This is a genomic window from Lichenicola sp., assembly GCF_965198575.1.
In the GTDB taxonomy this organism is placed as follows: domain Bacteria; phylum Pseudomonadota; class Alphaproteobacteria; order Acetobacterales; family Acetobacteraceae; genus Lichenicola.
On sequence record NZ_OZ240671.1, the window covers coordinates 716,788 to 735,988 of the forward strand.

Annotated in this window: 20 protein-coding genes and 1 riboswitch; of the genes, 10 read left to right on the top strand and 10 right to left on the bottom strand. The window is 70.3% G+C overall.

What is annotated here, in order from left to right; all coding sequences use genetic code 11:
- Positions 1 to 2 precede the first annotated feature (2 nt).
- Positions 3 to 1,226: a threonine-phosphate decarboxylase gene (locus ACOEQ2_RS03490; RefSeq protein ID WP_419729996.1), complete on the bottom strand. Its 1,224-nt coding sequence runs from the start codon at positions 1,224 to 1,226 to the stop codon at positions 3 to 5.
- Here ACOEQ2_RS03490 and cbiB point away from each other — a divergent pair.
- Together cbiB and ACOEQ2_RS03500 are read left to right on the top strand one after the other, a co-directional pair.
- Positions 1,219 to 2,214: an adenosylcobinamide-phosphate synthase CbiB gene (cbiB, locus tag ACOEQ2_RS03495; protein WP_419729997.1), complete on the top strand. Its 996-nt coding sequence runs from the start codon at positions 1,219 to 1,221 to the stop codon at positions 2,212 to 2,214. The genes ACOEQ2_RS03490 and cbiB overlap by 8 nt on opposite strands.
- Before the next feature lie 122 nt (positions 2,215 to 2,336).
- Positions 2,337 to 2,489 (top strand): hypothetical protein, encoded by a 153-nt coding sequence (locus tag ACOEQ2_RS03500; protein ID WP_419729998.1) that lies wholly within the window; start codon positions 2,337 to 2,339, stop codon positions 2,487 to 2,489.
- A gap of 78 nt (positions 2,490 to 2,567) precedes the next feature.
- Here the strand turns inward: ACOEQ2_RS03500 and ACOEQ2_RS03505 are convergent, their stop codons facing one another.
- The 6 genes from ACOEQ2_RS03505 to ACOEQ2_RS03530 all read right to left on the bottom strand — a co-directional run bounded on the left by ACOEQ2_RS03505 (position 2,568) and on the right by ACOEQ2_RS03530 (position 8,239).
- The gene (locus ACOEQ2_RS03505; protein WP_419729999.1) at positions 2,568 to 2,846 is read right to left on the bottom strand and encodes a DUF427 domain-containing protein; all 279 of its coding nucleotides are present in this window, start codon (positions 2,844 to 2,846) and stop codon (positions 2,568 to 2,570) included.
- A 76-nt stretch (positions 2,847 to 2,922) separates the two neighbouring features.
- Positions 2,923 to 4,380, bottom strand: a complete 1,458-nt coding sequence (locus tag ACOEQ2_RS03510; protein ID WP_419730000.1) for a cobyric acid synthase — start codon at positions 4,378 to 4,380, stop codon at positions 2,923 to 2,925.
- Positions 4,381 to 4,412: 32 nt separating this feature from the next.
- Positions 4,413 to 5,024, bottom strand: coding sequence for a cob(I)yrinic acid a,c-diamide adenosyltransferase (cobO, locus tag ACOEQ2_RS03515; protein WP_419730001.1), 612 nt, complete (start codon positions 5,022 to 5,024; stop codon positions 4,413 to 4,415).
- Positions 5,021 to 5,527, bottom strand: coding sequence for a bifunctional adenosylcobinamide kinase/adenosylcobinamide-phosphate guanylyltransferase (gene cobU / locus ACOEQ2_RS03520; protein ID WP_419730002.1), 507 nt, complete (start codon positions 5,525 to 5,527; stop codon positions 5,021 to 5,023). Before cobU ends, cobO begins: the two co-directional genes overlap by 4 nt.
- 45 nt (positions 5,528 to 5,572) lie before the next feature.
- On the bottom strand, positions 5,573 to 7,261 hold the full coding sequence (locus tag ACOEQ2_RS03525; RefSeq protein ID WP_419730003.1) for a methyl-accepting chemotaxis protein: 1,689 nt from the start codon (positions 7,259 to 7,261) through the stop codon (positions 5,573 to 5,575).
- A gap of 84 nt (positions 7,262 to 7,345) precedes the next feature.
- Positions 7,346 to 8,239 carry a peptidylprolyl isomerase gene (locus ACOEQ2_RS03530; RefSeq protein WP_419730004.1) on the bottom strand — a complete coding sequence of 298 codons (894 nt, stop codon included), beginning with the start codon at positions 8,237 to 8,239 and terminating at the stop codon, positions 7,346 to 7,348.
- A 119-nt stretch (positions 8,240 to 8,358) separates the two neighbouring features.
- On the opposite strand from ACOEQ2_RS03530, the gene ACOEQ2_RS03535 reads away from it, so the two are divergent.
- A complete protein-coding gene (locus ACOEQ2_RS03535; protein ID WP_419730005.1) occupies positions 8,359 to 8,844 on the top strand; it encodes a pyridoxamine 5'-phosphate oxidase family protein in 486 nt (161 codons plus the stop codon).
- 52 nt (positions 8,845 to 8,896) lie between these two features.
- On the opposite strand, the gene ACOEQ2_RS03540 is transcribed toward ACOEQ2_RS03535, so the two are convergent.
- Together ACOEQ2_RS03540 and ACOEQ2_RS03545 are read right to left on the bottom strand one after the other, a co-directional pair.
- The gene (locus tag ACOEQ2_RS03540) at positions 8,897 to 9,379 is read right to left on the bottom strand and encodes a hypothetical protein (RefSeq protein WP_419730006.1); all 483 of its coding nucleotides are present in this window, start codon (positions 9,377 to 9,379) and stop codon (positions 8,897 to 8,899) included.
- Positions 9,376 to 9,813 (bottom strand): DUF1810 domain-containing protein, encoded by a 438-nt coding sequence (locus tag ACOEQ2_RS03545; RefSeq protein WP_419730007.1) that lies wholly within the window; start codon positions 9,811 to 9,813, stop codon positions 9,376 to 9,378. Before ACOEQ2_RS03545 ends, ACOEQ2_RS03540 begins: the two co-directional genes overlap by 4 nt.
- Before the next feature lie 96 nt (positions 9,814 to 9,909).
- A riboswitch (cobalamin riboswitch) is annotated at positions 9,910 to 10,178 on the top strand.
- A 144-nt stretch (positions 10,179 to 10,322) separates the two neighbouring features.
- Between ACOEQ2_RS03545 and ACOEQ2_RS03550 the strand changes: the two genes are divergently transcribed.
- From ACOEQ2_RS03550 to cobJ, 7 genes are read left to right on the top strand one after another with little or no spacing between them, the layout of a single operon-like run.
- On the top strand, positions 10,323 to 10,739 hold the full coding sequence (locus ACOEQ2_RS03550; protein WP_419730008.1) for a DUF1636 family protein: 417 nt from the start codon (positions 10,323 to 10,325) through the stop codon (positions 10,737 to 10,739).
- Positions 10,736 to 11,785 (top strand): cobalamin biosynthesis protein CobW, encoded by a 1,050-nt coding sequence (gene cobW / locus ACOEQ2_RS03555; RefSeq protein WP_419730009.1) that lies wholly within the window; start codon positions 10,736 to 10,738, stop codon positions 11,783 to 11,785. The genes ACOEQ2_RS03550 and cobW overlap by 4 nt, the downstream gene beginning before the upstream one ends.
- Before the next feature lie 6 nt (positions 11,786 to 11,791).
- On the top strand, positions 11,792 to 15,139 hold the full coding sequence (cobN, locus tag ACOEQ2_RS03560) for a cobaltochelatase subunit CobN (RefSeq protein ID WP_419730010.1): 3,348 nt from the start codon (positions 11,792 to 11,794) through the stop codon (positions 15,137 to 15,139).
- Positions 15,136 to 16,344: a precorrin-3B synthase gene (gene cobG / locus ACOEQ2_RS03565; protein WP_419730011.1), complete on the top strand. Its 1,209-nt coding sequence runs from the start codon at positions 15,136 to 15,138 to the stop codon at positions 16,342 to 16,344. Before cobN ends, cobG begins: the two co-directional genes overlap by 4 nt.
- Complete coding sequence (locus ACOEQ2_RS03570; protein ID WP_419730012.1) at positions 16,341 to 16,967, top strand: precorrin-8X methylmutase; 627 nt, start codon at positions 16,341 to 16,343, stop codon at positions 16,965 to 16,967. The genes cobG and ACOEQ2_RS03570 overlap by 4 nt, the downstream gene beginning before the upstream one ends.
- Entirely contained in the window at positions 16,964 to 17,698 is a 735-nt protein-coding gene (locus ACOEQ2_RS03575; RefSeq protein ID WP_419730013.1) for a precorrin-2 C(20)-methyltransferase, read from the top strand. The genes ACOEQ2_RS03570 and ACOEQ2_RS03575 overlap by 4 nt, the downstream gene beginning before the upstream one ends.
- Positions 17,695 to 18,450 carry a precorrin-3B C(17)-methyltransferase gene (cobJ, locus tag ACOEQ2_RS03580; protein WP_419730014.1) on the top strand — a complete coding sequence of 252 codons (756 nt, stop codon included), beginning with the start codon at positions 17,695 to 17,697 and terminating at the stop codon, positions 18,448 to 18,450. Before ACOEQ2_RS03575 ends, cobJ begins: the two co-directional genes overlap by 4 nt.
- Here cobJ and ACOEQ2_RS03585 read toward each other — a convergent pair.
- Positions 18,420 to 19,193, bottom strand: a complete 774-nt coding sequence (locus tag ACOEQ2_RS03585; RefSeq protein WP_419731129.1) for a cobalt-precorrin-6A reductase — start codon at positions 19,191 to 19,193, stop codon at positions 18,420 to 18,422. The genes cobJ and ACOEQ2_RS03585 overlap by 31 nt on opposite strands.
- Positions 19,194 to 19,201 lie beyond the last annotated feature (8 nt).

Below are 19,201 nucleotides of genomic sequence, written 5' to 3' on the forward strand. Positions count from 1 at the left end.
GCTCAGGCGAGCGCGGCCAGCGCCTGCTGCAGCCGCAGCCATGCCGCCTCGTCGCCCGGCAGCCCGAAGCGGAGCCAGCCCGGCTGGTGGTCGAACCGGCGCACGAGGATGCCGGCCCGCCCCAGCTGCTCGAAAATCCTTCGCGCATCGGGCGCATCGGCCAGCCGGAACAGGCGCGTGCCGCCGGGCACGGTCAGCCCGGCAGCGACCAGCATCCCGTCGAGGCGGCAGGTCGAAATCGCCAGGATCGCCCCGGTGCGGGTCCGCCAGGCCGGGTCGCCCAGTGCCTGCAGGCCGGCCTCGATCGCCGGGCCGCTGACCGCCCACGGTCCGAGCAGGGTGCGCATCCGGCGAGCGGTGACGGGGTTCGAGAGCATGAAGCCGAGCCGCAGCCCGGCCAGACCATGGGTCTTGCCGAACGACCGCAGCACGACCAAGCCCTCGCAGGGCAGCAGCGAGGCGGCCGGCATGTGCCCGGGTTCCAGGTCGGCGAACGCCTCGTCGACCACCAGCATGCCGCCGGTTTCACCGCAGCGCCGGGCCAGACGCGCGAGCAGGTCGTGCGGCACCCGGCGTCCGTCGGGGTTGTTGGGGTTGCACAGCACCAGCGCGATGCCGGCACCGGCCTCGGCCAGCAGTGCGTCCGGGTCATGGACATGGCGGATGCCCGCGCCAGATGCGTGCCAGCTCGCCGCGTGCTCGGAGTAGGTCGGTGACAGCAGCACCGCACGCCTGCAGCCCAGCACGCTGGGCAGCAGCGAGATCAGGATCTGGCTGCCGGGGGCGGCGACCACGCCGGCGAGGGCCGGATCCGCGGCCTGGCCGGGCGGTTGCGGCGGCGCGCTGCCGGTCGGCATGGTAGGACCTGCCCCGTAGGCATGGGCTGCGAGAGCGAGCAGCGCCGCCTCGGCCTCGGGCTCGGGCAGACGGGTCAGGGCAGCGGCGCTGAATGGTTCTAGCGGATAGGAGTGCGGGTTGATCCCGGTCGAGAGGTCGATGAACGGCTCGGGTGCTGCGGGAAACATCATGCGGGCAGCCTGCAGCCGGCCGCCATGCACGGGCGCGTCCGCTGGTGGCGGTGCCTCGAGCCGGCCGCCTCCAGCTTGGGTGTCGCCAAGCTGGGCGTGGGCAGGCTGGGCGTGGGCAGGCTTGTCGTGGGCAAGCGGGGCGTGGGCAAGCGGGGGGTCGGCGCGAACCGCGCGTCCGGCGCTGTAGCGGGTGGGCATCGGCGGGACCCTCGTGGTGGCGTGCGTGGCGCTGCTGGCGGACGCGGCGGTCGGTTATCCGGACCGACTGTTCAGGATGGTCGGGCACCCGGTCACCTGGATCGGTGCGCTGATCGGCCGGCTCGACCGTCAGCTCAACCCCGACACCGGACGCCCCAGCTTGCCCGACCGGCGGCGGCGGCTCAACGGCGTGCTGGCACTGGTGCTGCTGGCCGGGCTGCCGACGCTGCTGGCCTGGGTGCTGCAGCGCGCCTGCCTCGCCATGCTGCCGCACGCGGTCGGGCTGGTGCTTCTCGGCGTGGTGGCGGGCAGCCTTTCGGCGCAACGGTCGCTGTTCACCCACGTCCGCGATGTGCTGCACGCCCTAGAGCAGGGCGGGATCGATGCCGGCCGCCAGGCGGTTTCGCGCATCGTTGGCCGGGATCCGCAGAGCCTGGACGCGCCGGCGATCGTTCGGGCGGCGATCGAAAGCCTGGCCGAGAACTTCTCCGACGGGGTGGTGGCGCCGCTGCTCTGGTGCGCGGTGCTCGGGCTGCCCGGGATGGTGTTCTACAAGGCTGTCAACACCGCGGACAGCATGATCGGGCACCTGAGCCCGCGCCATGCGGCGTTCGGATGGGCGTCGGCCAGGCTCGACGACCTGGTGAACCTGCCTGCATCGCGGCTGTCCGCCGGCTGGCTCGTGCTTGCCGCCGTGGTGACGCAAGCCGCCTCACCCCGCGCGGCCCTGACCACGGTGCTGCGCGATGCGGGCCGCCATCGCTCGCCGAACGCCGGCTGGCCCGAGGCGGCGATGGCCGGGGCACTCGGGCTCCGGCTGGCCGGGCCGCGCAGCTATGGCGGATGCATCGTCGAGGATGCCTGGATGGGCGACGGCCGAGCGGACGCGTCACCGTCCGACCTGCGGCGCGCGCTGCGACTGTATCGCCGCGCCTGCACCATCCAGGGGGTCGCGCTGCTGGCCCTGGCGGCGATGCTCTGCGGTTGACGCGTGTGCGCCGACAGCGCCGACGGGATTGTTTCAGGGAGATACACGCCGATCACGCAGCGACCACAATCGCGGCGCTTCCTCACCCGCAGGACACTCGGTTCTGGCTTGGAGACCACATCATGACACGGCGTCGACGTTTCTTCCCGGTGCTCGCCCTGCTGCTTTCGGCGACCACCCTGGCCGGCTGCGGCTGCGGCCCGTTCGGCCTGCGCTTTTGCCATGGCGGCTATCACGGCGGGCCCTATCGCGGCGGCCCGGGCTACTACCGCTGACCTCCGGCTGACCACCGCGGGGGCGCCCGCCGACAGGCGCCCCCCGCTCCAGGCGACCTCGCTTCAGGCGACCTCGCTTCAGGCGACCTTCACGCCCTTCCAGAAGGCGACGCGGTCCTTGATGTTGGCGGCTGCGGATTTCGGCTCCGGATAGAACCAGACCGCGTTCTCGTTGACCGACCCGCCCACGTTCAGGGACTGGTAGTGCGCGGTGCCCTTCCAGGGGCAGACGCTCGTATGGGAGCTGGGCGTCAGCACACCCGGCCGCACCGAGGATGCCGGAAAATAGGCATTCCCCTCGACGGTGACGATGTCGTCGCTCTCGGCAATGGTCTCGCCGTTCCAGACTGCCTTCATGTGGTTTCCCTCCTCGCACAAATCGAACCGCCTCAAGCTGCGCATCCTGGGCAGCCGGTTCAAGCCGCGGGCAGCGTCACGCCGACCCTGCGATGGCGAGCAGGGCGTCGATGTCGAGATGGATTTCCAGATGGCGGGCCAGGGTGTCGAGGGCGTCCTCCACCCCGGCATCGTGATCGCGCGGCACCGCCTCCAGTCCGAGCCGGCGCAGCAGCGCCCCGCGGGCCGCGTCGGCGCCGAACAGGCCGTGCAGGTAGGTGCCCGACACGCGGCCGTCGGGGGATACGGCGCCCTCGCCGCTGCCATCGGCGCGGCGCAGGAACGGGCGGCTGCGATCGGCGCCTGCGGTCGTGCCGATATGCATCTCGTAGCCGCTGACCGGCACGCTTTCAGGCAGCAACGTGCCGTCCGCGCGTGACAGCGTCTTTGCGCCAGCCAGCACCGTCTCGACCTCGAGCAGGCCGAGCCCGTCGACCGATCCGGGGGGTCCTTCGACGCCATCCGGGTCGCTGATCCGGCGTCCGAGCATCTGGTAGCCGCCGCACAGCCCGATCACCTGGCCGCCGCGCCGCCGATGCGCCTGCAGGTCGATGTCCCAGCCCTGGCGGCGGAGGCTTGCGAGATCCGCGATGGTGGATTTCGATCCGGGCAGCAGCACCAGGTCGCAGCCGGAGGGCATCGCGTCGCCCGGCTGCAGCAGCACGCACTCGACGCCCGGTTCGGCGAGCAGCGGGTCGAGATCGTCGAAGTTGCTGATCATCGGCAGCAGCGGCACAACGATCCGGGTGCGGCTGCCGGGCGTGCGGGACATGCGGGCCAGGTCGCGCAGATCGGCCGCATCCTCGGCGGGCAGCCGGCGGACATCATCCAGGAACGGCACCAGTCCGATCGGCGCCCAGCCGGTGCGCTCGGCGATCATGGCCATGCCGTCGGCGAACAGCGAGAGGTCGCCGCGCATACGGTTGACGATGAAACCTCTGATGCGGGCGGCATCGTTCGCGTCCAGCACCACCTGCGTGCCGACCAGGCTGGCAATGACGCCGCCGCGGTCGATGTCGCCGATCAGCACCACCGGCGTGTCGGTGGCGGCAGCGAACCCCATGTTGGCGATGTCGTTGCGGCGCAGGTTGATTTCCGAAGCTGACCCTGCACCTTCCACCAGCACGATGTCGGCCTCCGCGCGCAGGCGGCCGAAGCTGTCGAGGACATGCGGCATCAGACCGGGCTTCAGCGCCTGATAGTCGCGGGCGCGCGCGGTGCCGACCACCCTTCCCTGCACCACAAGTTGGGCGCCGATCTCGCTCTGCGGCTTCAGCAGCACCGGGTTCATGTGCACCGAGGACGCCACGCCGCACGCGCGCGCCTGCAACGCCTGCGCCCGGCCGATCTCGCCGCCATCTTCGGTGACGGCCGCGTTGTTCGACATGTTCTGCGGCTTGAAGGGCCGCACCACCAGCCCGCGTCGGGTGAGCGCCCGGCACAGGCCCGCCACCAGGACCGACTTGCCGACCGAGGATCCGGTGCCCTGGAACATCAGCGCCCGTCCGGGCGGTCTCGCATCCGGGGTCAGAACTCGATGCCCTCCTGGGCTCTCACGCCGGCGGCGAAATGATGCTTCACCAGCGTCATCTCGGTCACCAGGTCGGCCGCCTCGACCAGCGCCGGCTTGGCGTTGCGGCCGGTGACCACGACGTGCTGCATCGGCGGCCGGGACTGCAGGGCCCCGATCACCTCGGCCAGGTCGAGATACTCGTAGCGCAGCGCGATGTTGAGCTCGTCCAGCACGACGAGGGCGATGTCGTCGCGCGCCAGCAGGTCGCGCGTCACGCTCCAGGCGCGGGCACAGGCGGCGACGTCGCGGGCGCGGTCCTGGGTCTCCCAGGTGAAGCCCTCGCCCATCGTGTGCCACTCGACCAGCGGCCCGTAGCCCTCGAGCACCGAGCGCTCGCCGGTGCTCCAGGCACCCTTGATGAACTGCACGACCGCGGTCTTGCGGCCACGCCCGACCATGCGCAGCAGCAGCCCGAACGCCGCCGTCGATTTGCCTTTGCCCGGGCCGGTATGGACGATCAGCAGCCCCTTCTCGATGGATTTGGACGCGACTTCCTCGTCCTGCACCGCCTTGCGGTGCTCCATCTTGATCCGGTGGCGGTCGGCATCCTCCGACGGTTCGCTCATCCCTTCACCGGCATCGGCAGTCCGGCCACCACCAGCACGACGCTATCGGCCAGCTCGGCGATCCGCTGGTGCAGCAGGCCGGCCGCGTCCCGGAAGCGGCGCGCGAGCGCGTTGTCGGGGATGATGCCTAGGCCGACCTCGCTGGCGACCAGCACCGTCGGGGCGCGGCGTCGCTGCAGCGCCGCCATCAGATCGGCGCTCGCCTGCTCCAGGTCATGCTCGCCCAGAAGCAGGTTGCTGAGCCACAACGTCAGGCAATCGACCAGCACCGGATGCTCGCCGGCTTCGTCGAGCGCCTGCCCGAGCGCCACCGGCACCTCCACGGTGTGCCAGCCCTCGCCACGGCGCGACCTGTGCTCAAACACCCGGGTTCGCATTTCCTCGTCCCAGGCCTGTCCGGTCGCGAGATAGTGCCAGGGCGCCGGAAGGCGGGTCAGGAGAGCCTCGGCGTAGCGGCTCTTGCCCGAACGTGCACCTCCCAGGACAAGCGTCAGCGTGTTCATGCGGCCAAACGTCGCACAGGCGCCGGCCGCGGCCAATGACCGGTCTCAGGCGACGCGCACCTTCGCGATGAAGCTGTTGACCTCGCCCGACAGCGTCTCGGCCTGACGAAAGAGGTCGCCCGCGGCGCTCACCACCTTGGACGCAGAGCCACCGGCATCGTTCACCGCCTGGCTGACACCGGCGATGTTGGTCGTGACCGTGCGTGTGCTGATGGCCGTCTGTTGCACGTTGCGGGCGATCTCGGCGGTGGCGGCGCCCTGCTCCTCGACCGCGGCGGCGATCGAGGTGGTGATGACGCCGACCTCCTCGATCATGACCGCGATCGCCTTGATCGCCTCGACGGCGCTGTCGGTGGCCGCCTGCACCTGGGCGATCTGGCCGCCGATCTCGGTGGTCGCCTTGGAGGTCTGCTGGGCGAGATTCTTCACCTCGCTGGCAACCACGGCGAAGCCCTTGCCCGCGTCGCCGGCACGTGCCGCCTCGATGGTCGCGTTGAGGGCGAGCAGGTTGGTCTGGCTGGCGATGCTGTTGATCAGTTCGACGACCTGCCCGATCCGGCCGGTGCTTTCGGCGAGTGCGCGGACGGTGTCGTCTGTTCGGCGCACGCTGCTTACGACCTTGCCGGTCAGTGCGGCCGATGTTGCGACCTGACGGTTGATCTCGAAGATGGAGGAGGCGAGCTGCTCCGACGCGGCCGCAACGGTCTGTACGCCAAGGGCAGACTCCTCTGCCGCGCGCGCCACCGCCGTCGCCTGGCTGTCGGTCTGCGAGGTGCTGCTGGCCATCGACCGCGCGGTGGCTTCCATGCCGGCCGACGCGGAGGTGAGGATCGAGACGCTGCCGCTGACCTGGGTCTCGAACTGGCCGACGAGCATCTCGAGCGTGTCGGCCCGCTTCTGGCGCGCGGCGCCGTCGATTTCCTTCTCGGCGGACAGGCGATCAGCAACGATCATGTTGTCCTTGAAGGCCTGGACGCAGTCTGCCATCTCGCCAACCTCGTCGGTGCGGCCGCGTGCCGGGATCTCGACCGTCATGTTGCGCTCGACAAGCTGACGCATGGCCTGCGTCATGTGTCCGATCGGATTGGCGATCTGTCTGATGAGAAACAGGCTGGCGAGCAGCGCGGTCACGATCGCGAAGACGATGAAGCCCGCCACGTAGAGCCGCCCGGTGGCGCAGATCGTGCTCGCCTTGGCGGCCGCGCCGCCAGCCTCGTCGGTATTGAAGGTCAGGATGGCGCGCAATGCCGTATCAGCCTTCGTCGCGACCGGTCTCATCGAAACGAAAAGCGCCTTTGCCTCGACGAGCTTGCCGGCGGCGACCATGTCCTGGAGCTGGCCGGCCTGCTGGAAATACCCGTCGGCCGATGCCTTGACCGCGTCGTAGAGAGCGGTTTCCTCGCCAGGGTCGACCATCGGCGCATAGAGCGCTTCACTCGCGCGATACGCCGCGTTGAGATCCCTGAGGCCCTCAACATCTGCCGAGTTCGCGCTCTTGTCGTCCGCGTCCAGCAGGAAGCGCGCGGTGCCGCCGCGATAGCTGGCAAAGCCGGCGCGCATGTCGGACAGCGCGAAGACGCTCGGCATGGCATTGTGGGCGACATCAGTGATCGTCGTGTCGACCGACGACAGGCGCTGCAGGGCCGTGGCGCCCAACCCCGCCAGCAATGCCAGGACGATGCCGAACGACACGAAGATCTTGGTGCGGATACGCAAGTTTTGGAGTCTGCTCACGACCGACACTGCTCATCTCCGGGATCAATCTCGGTAGAGCATACGGGCCGACAAGCGAAGACATCGTTAACGCAAGGGCCTCGTTCAGCGGACGGTTCGCGTCGGGACCGGCGCGTTGCACAGGTCGACGCCGCCAGCGGGCCTGACAAAGAACCGGTCGCGGCGGTTGGCGCGCGCATCGAGATAGCTGTCGAAGCTTGGTGTGTCGGTGCGCATCGTTTCGATCACCGGACGGTCTGCCTGTGCCATGTCGCTGGCGACCCGGATGCTGCGGATCGGGATCCGCTGGCCGGCCTCGGCGTAGAATCCGAGATCGGCCGTCCCGCGTGGCAATGCGCCGAGCACCGGCATGCCGTCGACGACGCGTCCGACGAGGGCGATATTGCGGTCGAGCTGGCGCGGCGCCTGGCCGTTCACCGCATACAGCTCGCTGCCGTCGCCGGTGTCGGGCGGCATGTCGCGGCCGACGCCGACCATGCCGTAGCAGTGCGCCAGCCAGATCCGCGAGCCGTCACCCGCCGTTGGCCAGCCCTGCACGAACCCCACTTTAGGTGCGTAGGCGTCCGCATCGGCCCCCTGGAGCGAGAGCGGCCGCATCGCCATCCCGCTCGCGTCGCGGTCATATTCGGCAGGCGGATGTGCTGCCACCCCGGGCGGCAAGGGCTGGCCTTCCGGCATCCTGGCCCACTGCACCACGTAGTTGTCCTGGACCCGCACGATGGCAGCCCCGTCCCACCATTTCGCCCGGGCCAGGGCGCGGATGTTGGCCACATGGGCCGGCGCGAAATCCGGTGCGAGCTGGATCACGATCCGCTGCCCGGTGCCGAGCTGCATCACCAGGAGGTCGTCCGCGGCCACCGGCTGCCAGGCGGCCTCCGGGGCGGCCGCGACGATCTGGGCGGGCGTGAGTGGCGCCGGAGCGGCGGCGGCGAGCAGCAGTGCCGCGGCCAACGGAAGCAGGCTGCCGCGCAGACCCATGATCGTTCCTCGCACAGGGGCCCCCTCGGACGCCGTCGGATGGTCGGGAGATGGCCGCCGTCGGAACCTTTCGGCCCGCCGACTCCTCTTACCGGCAGTGGATATGAGGGAGCCTACACATGGATCAGGATCAGATCGACAAGCTGTGGGAGATGATGAAGTCGACCAAGTTCGCCATGCTGACCACCGAGGATGGCGACGATCTGCGCGCCCGGCCGATGGCGGCGAGCCAGGACTCGTTCGACGGCACGCTGTGGTTCTTCACCAGCGCCAGCTCGCACAAGGTGGATGAGGTCGGCAGCGATCACCGGGTCGGCGTGACCTACGCGGACCCCAAGCTCGCCAACTACGTCTCGATGTCCGGCAAGGCGACGCTGGTGCAGGACAGGGCGACAATCGACGCGCACTGGTCCGAGATCCTCACCACCTGGTTCCCGAACGGCAAGGACGATCCGGATGTGGCACTGCTGCGGATCGAGGTCACGAAAGCGGAATACTGGGACGCGCCGAACTCCAAGATGGTGCACGCCTACGGCTACCTGAAGGCCAAGCTGACCGGCACACCGCCGGCCGGTGGCGAGAACAAGAAGGTGAGCCTGGACTGATCAGCCCGCGCCCACCGAGGGCGGACCCGGCATCGCGTGGGTCGGGACGCCTTCAGGGGTGGCGGTTCTGGTTGCTCCAGGCGCCGGCCGCCAACCCGATCGCCAGGGCGCCGTAGCCCACCGCCATGGCGCGGCCTGACAGAACGGACTCCCAGCCCGGCGTGAGCGGCCTCGGCGTCAGGCCGTAATCGATCGCGGCGGCGAGTGCCGACATCGCTGCCGCGTCTCGCAGCATGGCCGGGAAGCTGCCTGGAGGGCGTGATCCGATCCAGCGCTCGAACAACACTGCCCAGAACATCGTCGCCGCATGATGCGTTGCGTATCCGACGACCGTGTGCGTGTAGTCGGCGCGCTTGACCGACGCAGCCTGCTCGCCGTTGCGCCAGTGGCTGGTGGCGTTGACCGGTTGCAGCATGCCCTTCTTGTCGATCCGAGCCATGACGGCGAGCGCGATGCTCGAAGTGACGCTCGCCACGGTGCCGGAGACCAGCGCCCGGCGCAGCGTTCCCGGACGGCGACGCGGAGGAGGCTTCATCCGGCCAGCAACTCGAGGGTCAGGCTGTCCGGCCTGCCCTCGAAATAGCGGTCCAGGACAGCCTGGAACGGGCTCGAACCAGGGTCGACCCCGGATTGCGCGGCTGTGAAAAGGGTCATCGAGGAGCGCAGCTTCATGTCGTCGGGGCTGCCCATGATGCGGTTGATCGACCGACCCTGCACCGCGTTGACCAGCTCGGTGCACCGGATCAGCCGGGCACCCAGCACCGGATGCGCGAGATAGGCGCGGGCGTCCTCGAGCGAGGCGAGCGCGTAGAGTTGTGCCATCGGGCTGTGGCCGAGTCCGGCCAGTTGCGGGAATACGAACCACATCCAGTGCGAGCGCTTCTCGCCGGCTCCAAGCTCCTCGAGCACCCGTTCGAATACCGGATCCTGGGCCTGGATGAAGCGGTCGAGATCGACTGGCTGTGCCATACTCCGGACGCTACATCGCCACCGCTCGCTGCAGGAAGAGCTGGCTCGCACGAGAACGGCCTGCACACGAGGCTTTGACGCGAGCGCGCCGCGACGCCTAGATTGCCGGCTGATGGTCCCTTCGAGAGAAGGGTGAATAGGGAAGACGGTGCGGGCTCCGGCCTCAATCCGTCGCTGCCCCCGCAACTGTAGGCGGTGAGCATTCCGTCGCCGAACCTGGCAAAGACAATGCCGGGTGACGCGCAGCACCACTGGGGATCGGGAACGATTGCCGGGAAGGTCGACGGGATGTGTGGGCATGTCCGAGTGATCGGACGTGTCCGGATCCGTGAGCCAGGAGACCTGCCATCGCGCGCGGCCCACAAGCCGCGGACCAAACCGTGTCGTCTGGCGGGGTGCCCGGGCGCAGCGATATCGCGTGTGATGTCGACCTCCGGGCAGCCGGGGGCGGTCAGTACCCCCTGCGCGTCCGGATGGTCCGGAGCCGCTGCTGCGTCGAGGGGTTGTCCGTGCCTGAATCCGTGGTTGCATCGAAGCCCGTGCTGCATGTGTGCGTCACCTGCCGCGCCGGCACCGAGAAGCTGGACGGTGTCCCGGTGCCGGGCCAGGTGCTGCATGACCGGCTGGTGGCGTTGCTGGAGGAGGCAGGGGCTGGCGACGCGCCGGTGCAGCTGCTGCCGGTGGAATGCCTGGCCGTCTGCAACGACGGCTGCTCCGCCGCGATCGCAATGCCGGACAAGTGGACCTACCTGCTCGGCCGCCTCACCCCGGACATGGCCGCCGACCTGCTTACTTTCGCCGGCTCCTACGCGACCTCGAAGACCGGCACGGTGATGCCGTCCCGCCGACCTGCGTCGCTGGCCAGCATGATCCTCGGGCGCGTCCCGCCGGCTCCCGATCACTCCCGCGTGGAGCAGGCGGCATGAGTGCCACCGCGCCCGGCCGGATCCCCGCGACCATCATCACCGGTTTCCTGGGGGCCGGGAAAACCACCCTGCTGCGACACGTGCTGGAGCATGCCGGCGGCCGGCGGATCGCGGTGATCGTCAACGAGTTCGGCGCCTTGGGGATCGACGGCGACACGCTCCGGGCCTGCGGCATCACCGGCTGCGACGACGAGGACATCGTCGAGCTGGCCAATGGCTGCCTGTGCTGCACCGTCGCCGACGACTTCCTGCCGACCATGGAAGCGCTCGTCAGCCGGCCCAATCCGCCCGAGCACATCGTCATCGAGACCTCCGGGCTGGCCTTGCCGAAGCCGCTGCTGAAGGCGTTCAACTGGCCGTCGATCCGCACCCGGCTGACCGTGGACGGGGTCATTGCCGTGGTGGACGCGCCGGCGGTGCATGCCGGGCGCTTTGCCGACGACCCCGCGGAAGTGGCCCGCCAGCGCGCCGCCGACCCGTCGCTGGATCACGACAATCCGCTGGCCGAGGTGTACGAGGACCAGCTGATGTCGGCGGACCTCGTGGTGCTGAACAAGACCGATCTGCTGACGGAGAGCGAGGTCGATGCGGTGGCGGCGGCGATCACCGGCAGCATCCCGCGCGCCGTGAAGCTCGTGCGCACGTCGGAGGGCCGGCTCGATCCGGCGGTGCTGCTGGGACTGGACTCGCGCGCCGAGGACGACCTGGCGGCCCGGCCGTCGCACCACGACGCCATGGACGGCGCCCACGAGCACGATGATTTCGAGAGCTTCGTGGTGCCGATCGGTCTGCAGGACAGCACCGACGCGCTGATCGCCCGGCTGGTCGCGGCCACCCACGCGCACGACATCCTGCGCATGAAGGGGTTCGCCGCAGTGGCCGGCAAGGCGATGCGGCTCGCCGTGCAGGGCGTCGGTACCCGCTTCCGGCGCCAGTTCGATCGGCCCTGGGGCGAGGCCGAGCCGCGCCAGGGCAGCATCGTGGTGATCGGCCGGCAGGGGCTCGACCGCGCCGCCATCGAGGCCACGATCAACGGCGCCGGATAGAAGCCGATGCACCTGCTGGTCCGCGAGATCCGCACGCTGGACGAGCAGGACCAGGCGGACGATCTCGCCCATGCGCCGGCGGACATCGTCTGCCTGTCGTTCTCCGACAGCGACCTGGCGACGCTGGCCGCAGCCTGGCAGCGCCTGCCGGACGACGCCGCACACCCGCGCCCGACGCTCCGGCTGGCCAATCTGGCGCGCCTGCGCCACCCGATGTCGGTGGACCTGTATGCCGAGGACACCATCGCCGGCTCGCGCTGCGTGCTGGTGCGGCTGCTCGGCGGGCTGGATTACTGGCGCTACGGGGCGGAGGAGTTGGCGGCGACCTGCCGGCGGCATGGCGTGCCGCTCGTCCTGGTGCCGGGCGACGTCCGCAACGACCCGCGGCTGGCCGAGCTCTCGACCGTGCCCACGGACATGGTGTCGCGCCTCGACGGATTTCTCGCCGAGGGTGGCCCGGACAACATCACCGCGGCGCTCAGGCTGCTGGCCCATCTTGCCGGGCGCGGTCCCGATGACGGCATGCACCCGGCGCCGGTGCCGACAGCCGGGATCCACCGCAGCGCGCCACTGGACGGCCGGCCGCGGGCGACGATCCTGTTCTATCGCTCACACCTGATGGCCGGCGACATCGCCCCGTTCCAGGCGCTGGCCGACGCGCTGGAGGCCCGGGGCCTGGCGCCGGAACTGATCTTTGCGGCCTCGCTGAAGGACCCCGCAGCGGCCGCTTTCGTTGCCGACCGGCTACGTTTGACCCGGCCGCGCGTGGTGCTGAACGCGACCTTCTTCTCCGCCCGCCACGAGACGGCCGGATCACCGCTGGATGCGGCCGATGCACCGGTGCTGCAGCTGGTGCAGGCGGTGGCCGGGGAAGTGGCCTGGCACTCGAGCCGGCGCGGGCTGTCGCAGACCGACCTCGCGATGCAGGTGGTGCTGCCAGAGCTCGATGGCCGGCTGCTGGCGTCGGCGATCTCGTTCAAGGTGGCCGAAAGTTCGGATCTGGCGGACCACGCGCAGGTGAAGAACCAGCCGCATGCCGGCGGGATCGCGCTGGCCGCGGATCGCGCCGCGGGGTGGGCGCGGCTGGCGGAAACACCCGCTTGCGAACGCCGGGTGGCGATCGTGCTCTCTGACTATCCGGCGATCGGCGGCCAGATCGCCCACGCCGTCGGCCTGGACAGCTTCGCCAGCCTGTCGTCGATCCTGACGCTGCTCCGCGAGGCCGGCTACGAGACCGACACGCCCCCGGACGCCGACGCGCTGACCCAGCTGCTCTGCCACGCGCCCGCCACGCCGTTCCTGAGCCTGGCCGAGTACGACATGCTGTTCGCGACGCTGCCGGCCACGATCCGCGACGCCACGCTCGCCGCCTGGGGCCCGCCCGACGCCGACCCCTCGGTGTGTGACGGGCAGTTCTCATTGCGCCACGCAAGGCTCGGCCGGCTGGTCCTGGCGGTGCAGCCGGACCGCGGCAGCCTGGCCGACCGCCGCACCAGCTACCACGACCCCGACACCCCCGCCCGGCACGGCTATCTCGCCTTCCATCTCTGGCTGCGGCACGAGTTGGACGTCCATGCCATGGTGCATCTCGGCACCCACGGCACGCTGGAATGGCTGCCCGGCAAGGCCACGGCACTGTCGGATGACTGCCTGCCGGTGGCGTTGCTGCGGGGGTTGCCGGTGATCTACCCGTTCATCGTCAACAACCCGGGCGAGGCGGCGGCGGCCAAGCGTCGGCTCGGTGCGGTGACGATCGGCCATCTGACGCCGCCGATCGCCAGTGCCGGCTCGCATGGCGCCGCACTCGAGCTGGAGCGGCTGATCGACGATTACGCCGCCGCCGACGGGCTCGATCGCCGGCGCGGCGAGATCCTGCGCGGCGAGATCCTCGACCGCGCAGGCAGCACCGGACTGCTGGCGGAAAGCGGCGCCAACCCCGGCGACGACGATGCCGACACCCTGGCGCGGCTGGACGCATACCTCTGTGACGTGAAGGAGCTGCAGATCCGCGACGGGCTGCACGTGTTCGGCAAGCCGCCACGCCATGCGCAGGCGCTGCTCGACGGGATGTGCCGCACGTTGCCCGACGCCGATCCGGCGGTGCTGGCGGCCGCACTCGGGGCCAGTCCGGCGGCCGAGTCGAAGGCGCTGCTGGACGCGCTGGATGGCCGGTTCATTCAGCCCGGCCCGGCCGGCGCCCCGACCCGTGGCCGTGCCGACGTGCTGCCGACGGGCCGCAACCTGTTTAGCGTCGATCCGCGGGCGATCCCGACCCGGGCGGCCGTGGTGCTGGCGGAGAAGGCGGCGGCGGCGTTGCTCGACCGGCACCGGCAGGACGAGGGCGACTGGCTGCGGCGCGTGGTGATCGATCTGTGGGGCTCCACCAGCCTGCGCACCGGCGGCGAGGATCTCGCATTGGCGCTGCTGCTGATGGGGGTGCGCCCGACCTGGGACATCGGATCCGGTCGTGTGTCGGGGTTCGAGATCGTGCCTCTGGCGGTGCTGGACCGGCCACGGGTGGATGTGACGCTGCGGATCTCCGGCTTCTTCCGTGACGCGTTCCCGGCCCAGATCGCGCTGTTCGACCAGGCGGTGGGTGCGGTGGCCGCCCGCGAGGAGGATGCGGCCTGGAACCCGCTGGCGGTGGCACATGGCGAGCCGGCGCCATCGCGGATCTTTGGCCCGGCGCCTGGAAGCTATGGCACCGGGGTCGAGGACCGGCTCGCGCGCGGCGACTGGCAGCAGCGCGACGAACTCGGACGCGCCTATCTGGAGGGCTCCGGCTGGGGCTATGGCGGTGCGTCGGATGGCCTGGCAGATGCAGACGGGTTCGTCCGTGCCGTGACCGCGGCAGAGGCGTTGGTGCACACCCAGGACCATGCCGAGACCGACCTGCTCGACGGGCTGGATGCCGCCGCGCACGAGGGCGGTTTCGCCGCCGCCGCCGCTGCCCTCGGAGCGACACCGGCGCTGTATCACGCCGACACCTCGCGCCCCGACCAGCCGCGGATCCGGAGCGTCGCCGAGGAGGTGGCGCGGGTGGTGCGCGGGCGTGCGGCGAACCCGGCCTGGATCGCCGGGATGATGCGGCACGGCTACCAGGGTGGCGCCGAGATCGCGCATGCGCTCGACGCGCTGCACGGGTTCGCGGCCACGATACCCGGACGATACGACCGCCAGTTCGAGCTGGTGTTCGACGCGACACTCGGCGATGCGGCGGTGGACGGGTTCCTGCGCGCGGCCAATCCGGAGGCGCGCGCGGCGATGGCGGCGCGGTTCGAGGAGGCACGCGCACGGGGCCTGTGGCAGCCACGACGCAACAGCATCGGCGTTCCGGCGGCGGTCGGCGCATGAGCATGATCCGCGGCTGGTGCCCGAGCCTGTTCGAGCCGATGGCATCTGGTGATGGGCTGCTGCTGCGGATCAAGCCGTTCGCATCGCGGCTGACATCCGGTGCGGCACGCCAGGTGGCGGAGGCTGCGGGGCGCTTCGGCAATGGTGCGATCGAGCTGACCAACCGCGGCAACCTGCAATTGCGCGGCTTCACCGAAAGCTCGGCGGCGGTGTTTGCCCGGGAGGCGGTCGATGGCGGCCTCGCCTTGGCGGACCCGGCAGCCGAGAGGCGGCGCAACGTCCAGGTGTCGGCGCTGGAGGGCGACGATCCGGCCTGCGACGCCACGACCCTGGCCGTTGCCCGCGCGCTGGAAGCGCTGGTGCTGGCCGACGACAGGCTCGACGCGCTGCCGGGCAAGTTCGGCTTCGCGGTCGATGGCGGCGGCAGCCTGCCGCTCGAGGGCGTGCCCGCGGACATCACGCTCCGCTCCGCTGGCGGTGGCTGGCACGTCGAGGCTGGCGGCGCGACCGGTGCCTGCACCGCCGAGGACGCGCCGTCGCACGCGCACCGGCTGGCGATCGCGGCACTTGGACTGCCGGCGGACACGCGTCCCTCGCGACAAGCCGGCTGCGGCGCGATGCTGTTCCAGGCCGCCGGCCTGGCGCATGCCGCCGCCCCTGCCCTGCCGGGCGGGCACCAGGTTCCGGTCGGTGAGCTCGGCCACGGCGCGTTCGGGATCGGTGTGCCGCCAGGGCGCCTGGACAGGACCTTGTTGCTGATGCTGGCCGAGCTCGCCGACCGCCTGGGCGACGGCATGCTGCGGCTGACACCGTGGCGGGCGATCCTTCTCGGCGGCCTGTCCGACGAGGCCCTCGCCGCGGTGCGTCACGGCCTCGCCGGACAGTTGATCGACCCCGCCGACCCGCGCCTGCGCAGCGTCGCGTGCATCGGGAAGGCAGGCTGCGTGCATGGCAGCGTCGATGCTCCGCACGATGCCGCACGGCTCGGCGCGCGACTGCCGCCCGGGCTGGAGCTGCATGTGGCCGGTTGCGCCAAGGGCTGCGCGCACCCGGGGCCGGCGCCGCTGACGCTGGTCGGCCGCGACGGTCGCTACGACCTGGTGCTCGACGGTCGCGCCGGCGATCCTGCGATCCGGCACGGGCTGACATTCGTGCAGGCGCTGGAGCTGGTGCAGCAAACCCGCCCGGCGGAGCGTGCGGCATGAGTTTCGACTACATCCGCGACGGTGCATCGATCTATGCGCGGTCGTTCGCGATCATCCGCGCCGAGGCGGACCTCTCTGCGTTCACCCCGTCCGAGGCGCCGATCGCGGTGCGCATCATCCACGCCAGCGGGATGGTCGAGATCGCGCGCCATATCCGCTTCGGTCATGGTTTCGCCGACGCCGCGCGGGCTGCGTTGCGTGCCGGCAAGCCGATCCTGTGCGACGCCGAGATGGTGGCGCACGGCATCACCCGCGCCAGGCTGCCAGCCCGCAACGACGTGATCTGCACGCTGCGCGACCACTCGACCCCGGAGCTTGCCCGCAGCATCGGCAATACCCGTTCGGCAGCCGCACTCGAGCTGTGGGGCGAACGGATGGCGGGGGCACTCGTGGCGATCGGGAACGCGCCGACGGCACTCTTCCATCTTCTGGAAATGCTCGATGCCGGTGCGGCGCCACCGGCTGCGGTGATCGGCATGCCGGTCGGCTTCGTGGGTGCTGCGGAATCCAAGGAGGCCCTGGCGGCGTATGGATCGTTGCCGTTCGCCATCGTCGAGGGGCGCCAGGGTGGCAGTGCGATGGCGGTGGCCGCGGTCAACGCGGTGGCGAGCGACGTCGAATGATGCGGGCACTCGGCACGCTGCACACCATCGGCATGGGACCCGGTGATCCGGAGCTGCTGACCCTGAAGGCGCTGCGACTGATCGGCCAAGCGCCTGTGGTGGCGTATTTCGCCAAGCGCGGACGCGTCGGCCATGCCCGCTCGATCGCCGGCGCGCGGCTGCATCCGGACGCCATCGAGCTGCGCTTCGAGTATCCGTTCACCACCGAATTATCGATCGAGGATCCGCGTTATCCGGTCGACATGGGTGTGTTCTACGAGGCATGCGCCGGCCGGATCGCGGCACATCTCGATGGCGGACAGGACGTGGCGCTGCTGTGCGAAGGTGATCCGTTCTTCTACGGCTCCTCGATGTATCTGTACGACCGGCTGCACGCCGATTATCCGCACGAGACGGTGCCGGGTGTCACCGGCATGAGCGGTTGCTGGACGGCTGCCGGACTGCCGATCGCGCATGGCGACGACATGCTGTGCGTGCTGCCCGGCACCCTCGACGAGGACAGGCTGGTCGATCGGCTGCTTGGATGCGACGCTGCAGTGATCATGAAGGTCGGCCGGAACCTTGCGAAGATCCAGCGGGCGTTGCGTCGTGCCGGCATGGCGGAGCGCGCGGTCTATGTCGAGCGCGGTACCCAGGACGGCCAGTGCATCTTGCCGATGACCGGGATGGACGGCCGGGCCGCACCGTATTTCTCGATGGTGCTGGTGCAGGGTCGGCAGCGACTGCGATGAGCTCGCTCACGATCATCGGCCTGGGGCCTGGCAATCTTGCGATGCGCACCCCGCAGGCGACCGCAGCGCTGGAGCGTGCGACCGATCTCGTCGGGTACGGCCCGTATGTCGCGCGCGTCGAGGCGCCGGCTCATGTCGTTCGGCATGTCTCGGATAATCGCGAGGAGCTCGATCGGGCGCGGCATGCACTGACGCTGGCGGCGTCCGGCCGGCATGTCGCGGTGGTGTCGTCCGGGGATGCCGGGGTGTTCGCGATGGCGAGTGCGGTATTCGAGGCGATCGAGCATGGCGAACCTGGCTGGGCCGGATTGGATGTTTCGGTGGTGCCCGGGATCTCGGCGCTGCTGGCCGTGGCGGCACGGCTTGGCGCACCGCTTGGCGGGGATTTCTGCGCGCTCTCGCTGTCGGACAACCTGAAGCCTTGGCCGCTGGTGCTGCAACGCCTGCGTGCCGCCGCCGGGGCCGGATTCGTGATTGCGCTGTACAACCCGCTCTCGCAGGCACGGCCATGGCAGCTCGGTGCGGCGCTGGCGGAACTTCGCGAAATCCTGCCTGGAACGATCACGATCGTGTTCGCGACGGCGGTCAGTCGTCCGGAGGAGCGCATCGTCATCACGACGCTGGCGCAGGCGGATGCGGCCTGCGCCGACATGCGCACCCTGGTGCTGATCGGCAGCGTCGGCACGCGGCTGATCGCCCGGCCGGATGCACCACCCTGGGTCTATACCGAGCGCCGCGTGACGGCGCGCTGATGGCATTGCTCCAGCCAGGTCAGGGCATGTTGCCAATCCGCGACGCGCGGCGATGTCTCACCCTGTGCGTGCGGCCGGTCAACCATAAGCACGTCGAGGCCCAGCATGCGGGCAGCCTCGAGCTTGGCTGCGGTCGCCTCGCCACCGGAGTTCTTGGTGACGATCACTTCGACCCGATGGTGGGACAGCAGCGTCATTTCGTCGTCCAAGGCGAACGGTCCGCGCGCGGTGATGAGCGCGCAACGCGGCGGCAGCCGATCCGACGGCGGCGCATCGACACTGCGAACGATGTAGTCATGCTGTGGATGTTCGCGGAACGGCGCGAGATCCTTGACGCCGATCGTGAGCAGCACGCGGCGCGGGTCGGTACCCAATGCAGCCGCAGCCGCGGTCATGTCGGGGAACATGGTCCAGCGATCACCAGCCACCGGCTGCCACGCGGGACGCGCCACGCGCAGCAACGCTACGCCCTGCGACACGCATGCAAGGACGGCATTACGCCCGATGCGCATGGCGAACGGATGCGTCGCATCCACCACCGCCTCGATGCGCTGCACCCGCAGCCATTCCGCCAATCCCTCCGCGCCGCCGAAACCGCCGACCCGCGTCGCCACGCCGGGATCGATCCGCGGCGCGCGGGTCACGCCGGCCAGCGACAGGGTGACGTCGAAGCGGTCGTCGCCGCGCAGCGCCCGCGCCAGCATGCCGGCTTCGGTGGTCCCGCCGAGAACCAGTACCCGCAAAGCCCCTG

What these genes read in the sequence shown, in the direction of transcription:
- ACOEQ2_RS03490 (WP_419729996.1), bottom strand. Translation starts at nt 1,226, where the DNA reads ATGCCCACCCGCTACAGCGCCGGACGCGCGGTTCGCGCCGACCCCCCG.
- ACOEQ2_RS03500 (WP_419729998.1), top strand. Translation starts at nt 2,337, where the DNA reads ATGACACGGCGTCGACGTTTCTTCCCGGTGCTCGCCCTGCTGCTTTCG.
- ACOEQ2_RS03505 (WP_419729999.1), bottom strand. Translation starts at nt 2,846, where the DNA reads ATGAAGGCAGTCTGGAACGGCGAGACCATTGCCGAGAGCGACGACATC.
- ACOEQ2_RS03510 (WP_419730000.1), bottom strand. Translation starts at nt 4,380, where the DNA reads ATGTTCCAGGGCACCGGATCCTCGGTCGGCAAGTCGGTCCTGGTGGCG.
- cobO (WP_419730001.1), bottom strand. Translation starts at nt 5,024, where the DNA reads ATGAGCGAACCGTCGGAGGATGCCGACCGCCACCGGATCAAGATGGAG.
- cobU (WP_419730002.1), bottom strand. Translation starts at nt 5,527, where the DNA reads ATGAACACGCTGACGCTTGTCCTGGGAGGTGCACGTTCGGGCAAGAGC.
- ACOEQ2_RS03530 (WP_419730004.1), bottom strand. Translation starts at nt 8,239, where the DNA reads ATGGGTCTGCGCGGCAGCCTGCTTCCGTTGGCCGCGGCACTGCTGCTC.
- ACOEQ2_RS03535 (WP_419730005.1), top strand. Translation starts at nt 8,359, where the DNA reads ATGGATCAGGATCAGATCGACAAGCTGTGGGAGATGATGAAGTCGACC.
- ACOEQ2_RS03540 (WP_419730006.1), bottom strand. Translation starts at nt 9,379, where the DNA reads ATGAAGCCTCCTCCGCGTCGCCGTCCGGGAACGCTGCGCCGGGCGCTG.
- ACOEQ2_RS03545 (WP_419730007.1), bottom strand. Translation starts at nt 9,813, where the DNA reads ATGGCACAGCCAGTCGATCTCGACCGCTTCATCCAGGCCCAGGATCCG.
- cobW (WP_419730009.1), top strand. Translation starts at nt 10,736, where the DNA reads ATGAGTGCCACCGCGCCCGGCCGGATCCCCGCGACCATCATCACCGGT.
- cobN (WP_419730010.1), top strand. Translation starts at nt 11,792, where the DNA reads ATGCACCTGCTGGTCCGCGAGATCCGCACGCTGGACGAGCAGGACCAG.
- cobG (WP_419730011.1), top strand. Translation starts at nt 15,136, where the DNA reads ATGAGCATGATCCGCGGCTGGTGCCCGAGCCTGTTCGAGCCGATGGCA.
- ACOEQ2_RS03570 (WP_419730012.1), top strand. Translation starts at nt 16,341, where the DNA reads ATGAGTTTCGACTACATCCGCGACGGTGCATCGATCTATGCGCGGTCG.
- ACOEQ2_RS03575 (WP_419730013.1), top strand. Translation starts at nt 16,964, where the DNA reads ATGATGCGGGCACTCGGCACGCTGCACACCATCGGCATGGGACCCGGT.
- cobJ (WP_419730014.1), top strand. Translation starts at nt 17,695, where the DNA reads ATGAGCTCGCTCACGATCATCGGCCTGGGGCCTGGCAATCTTGCGATG.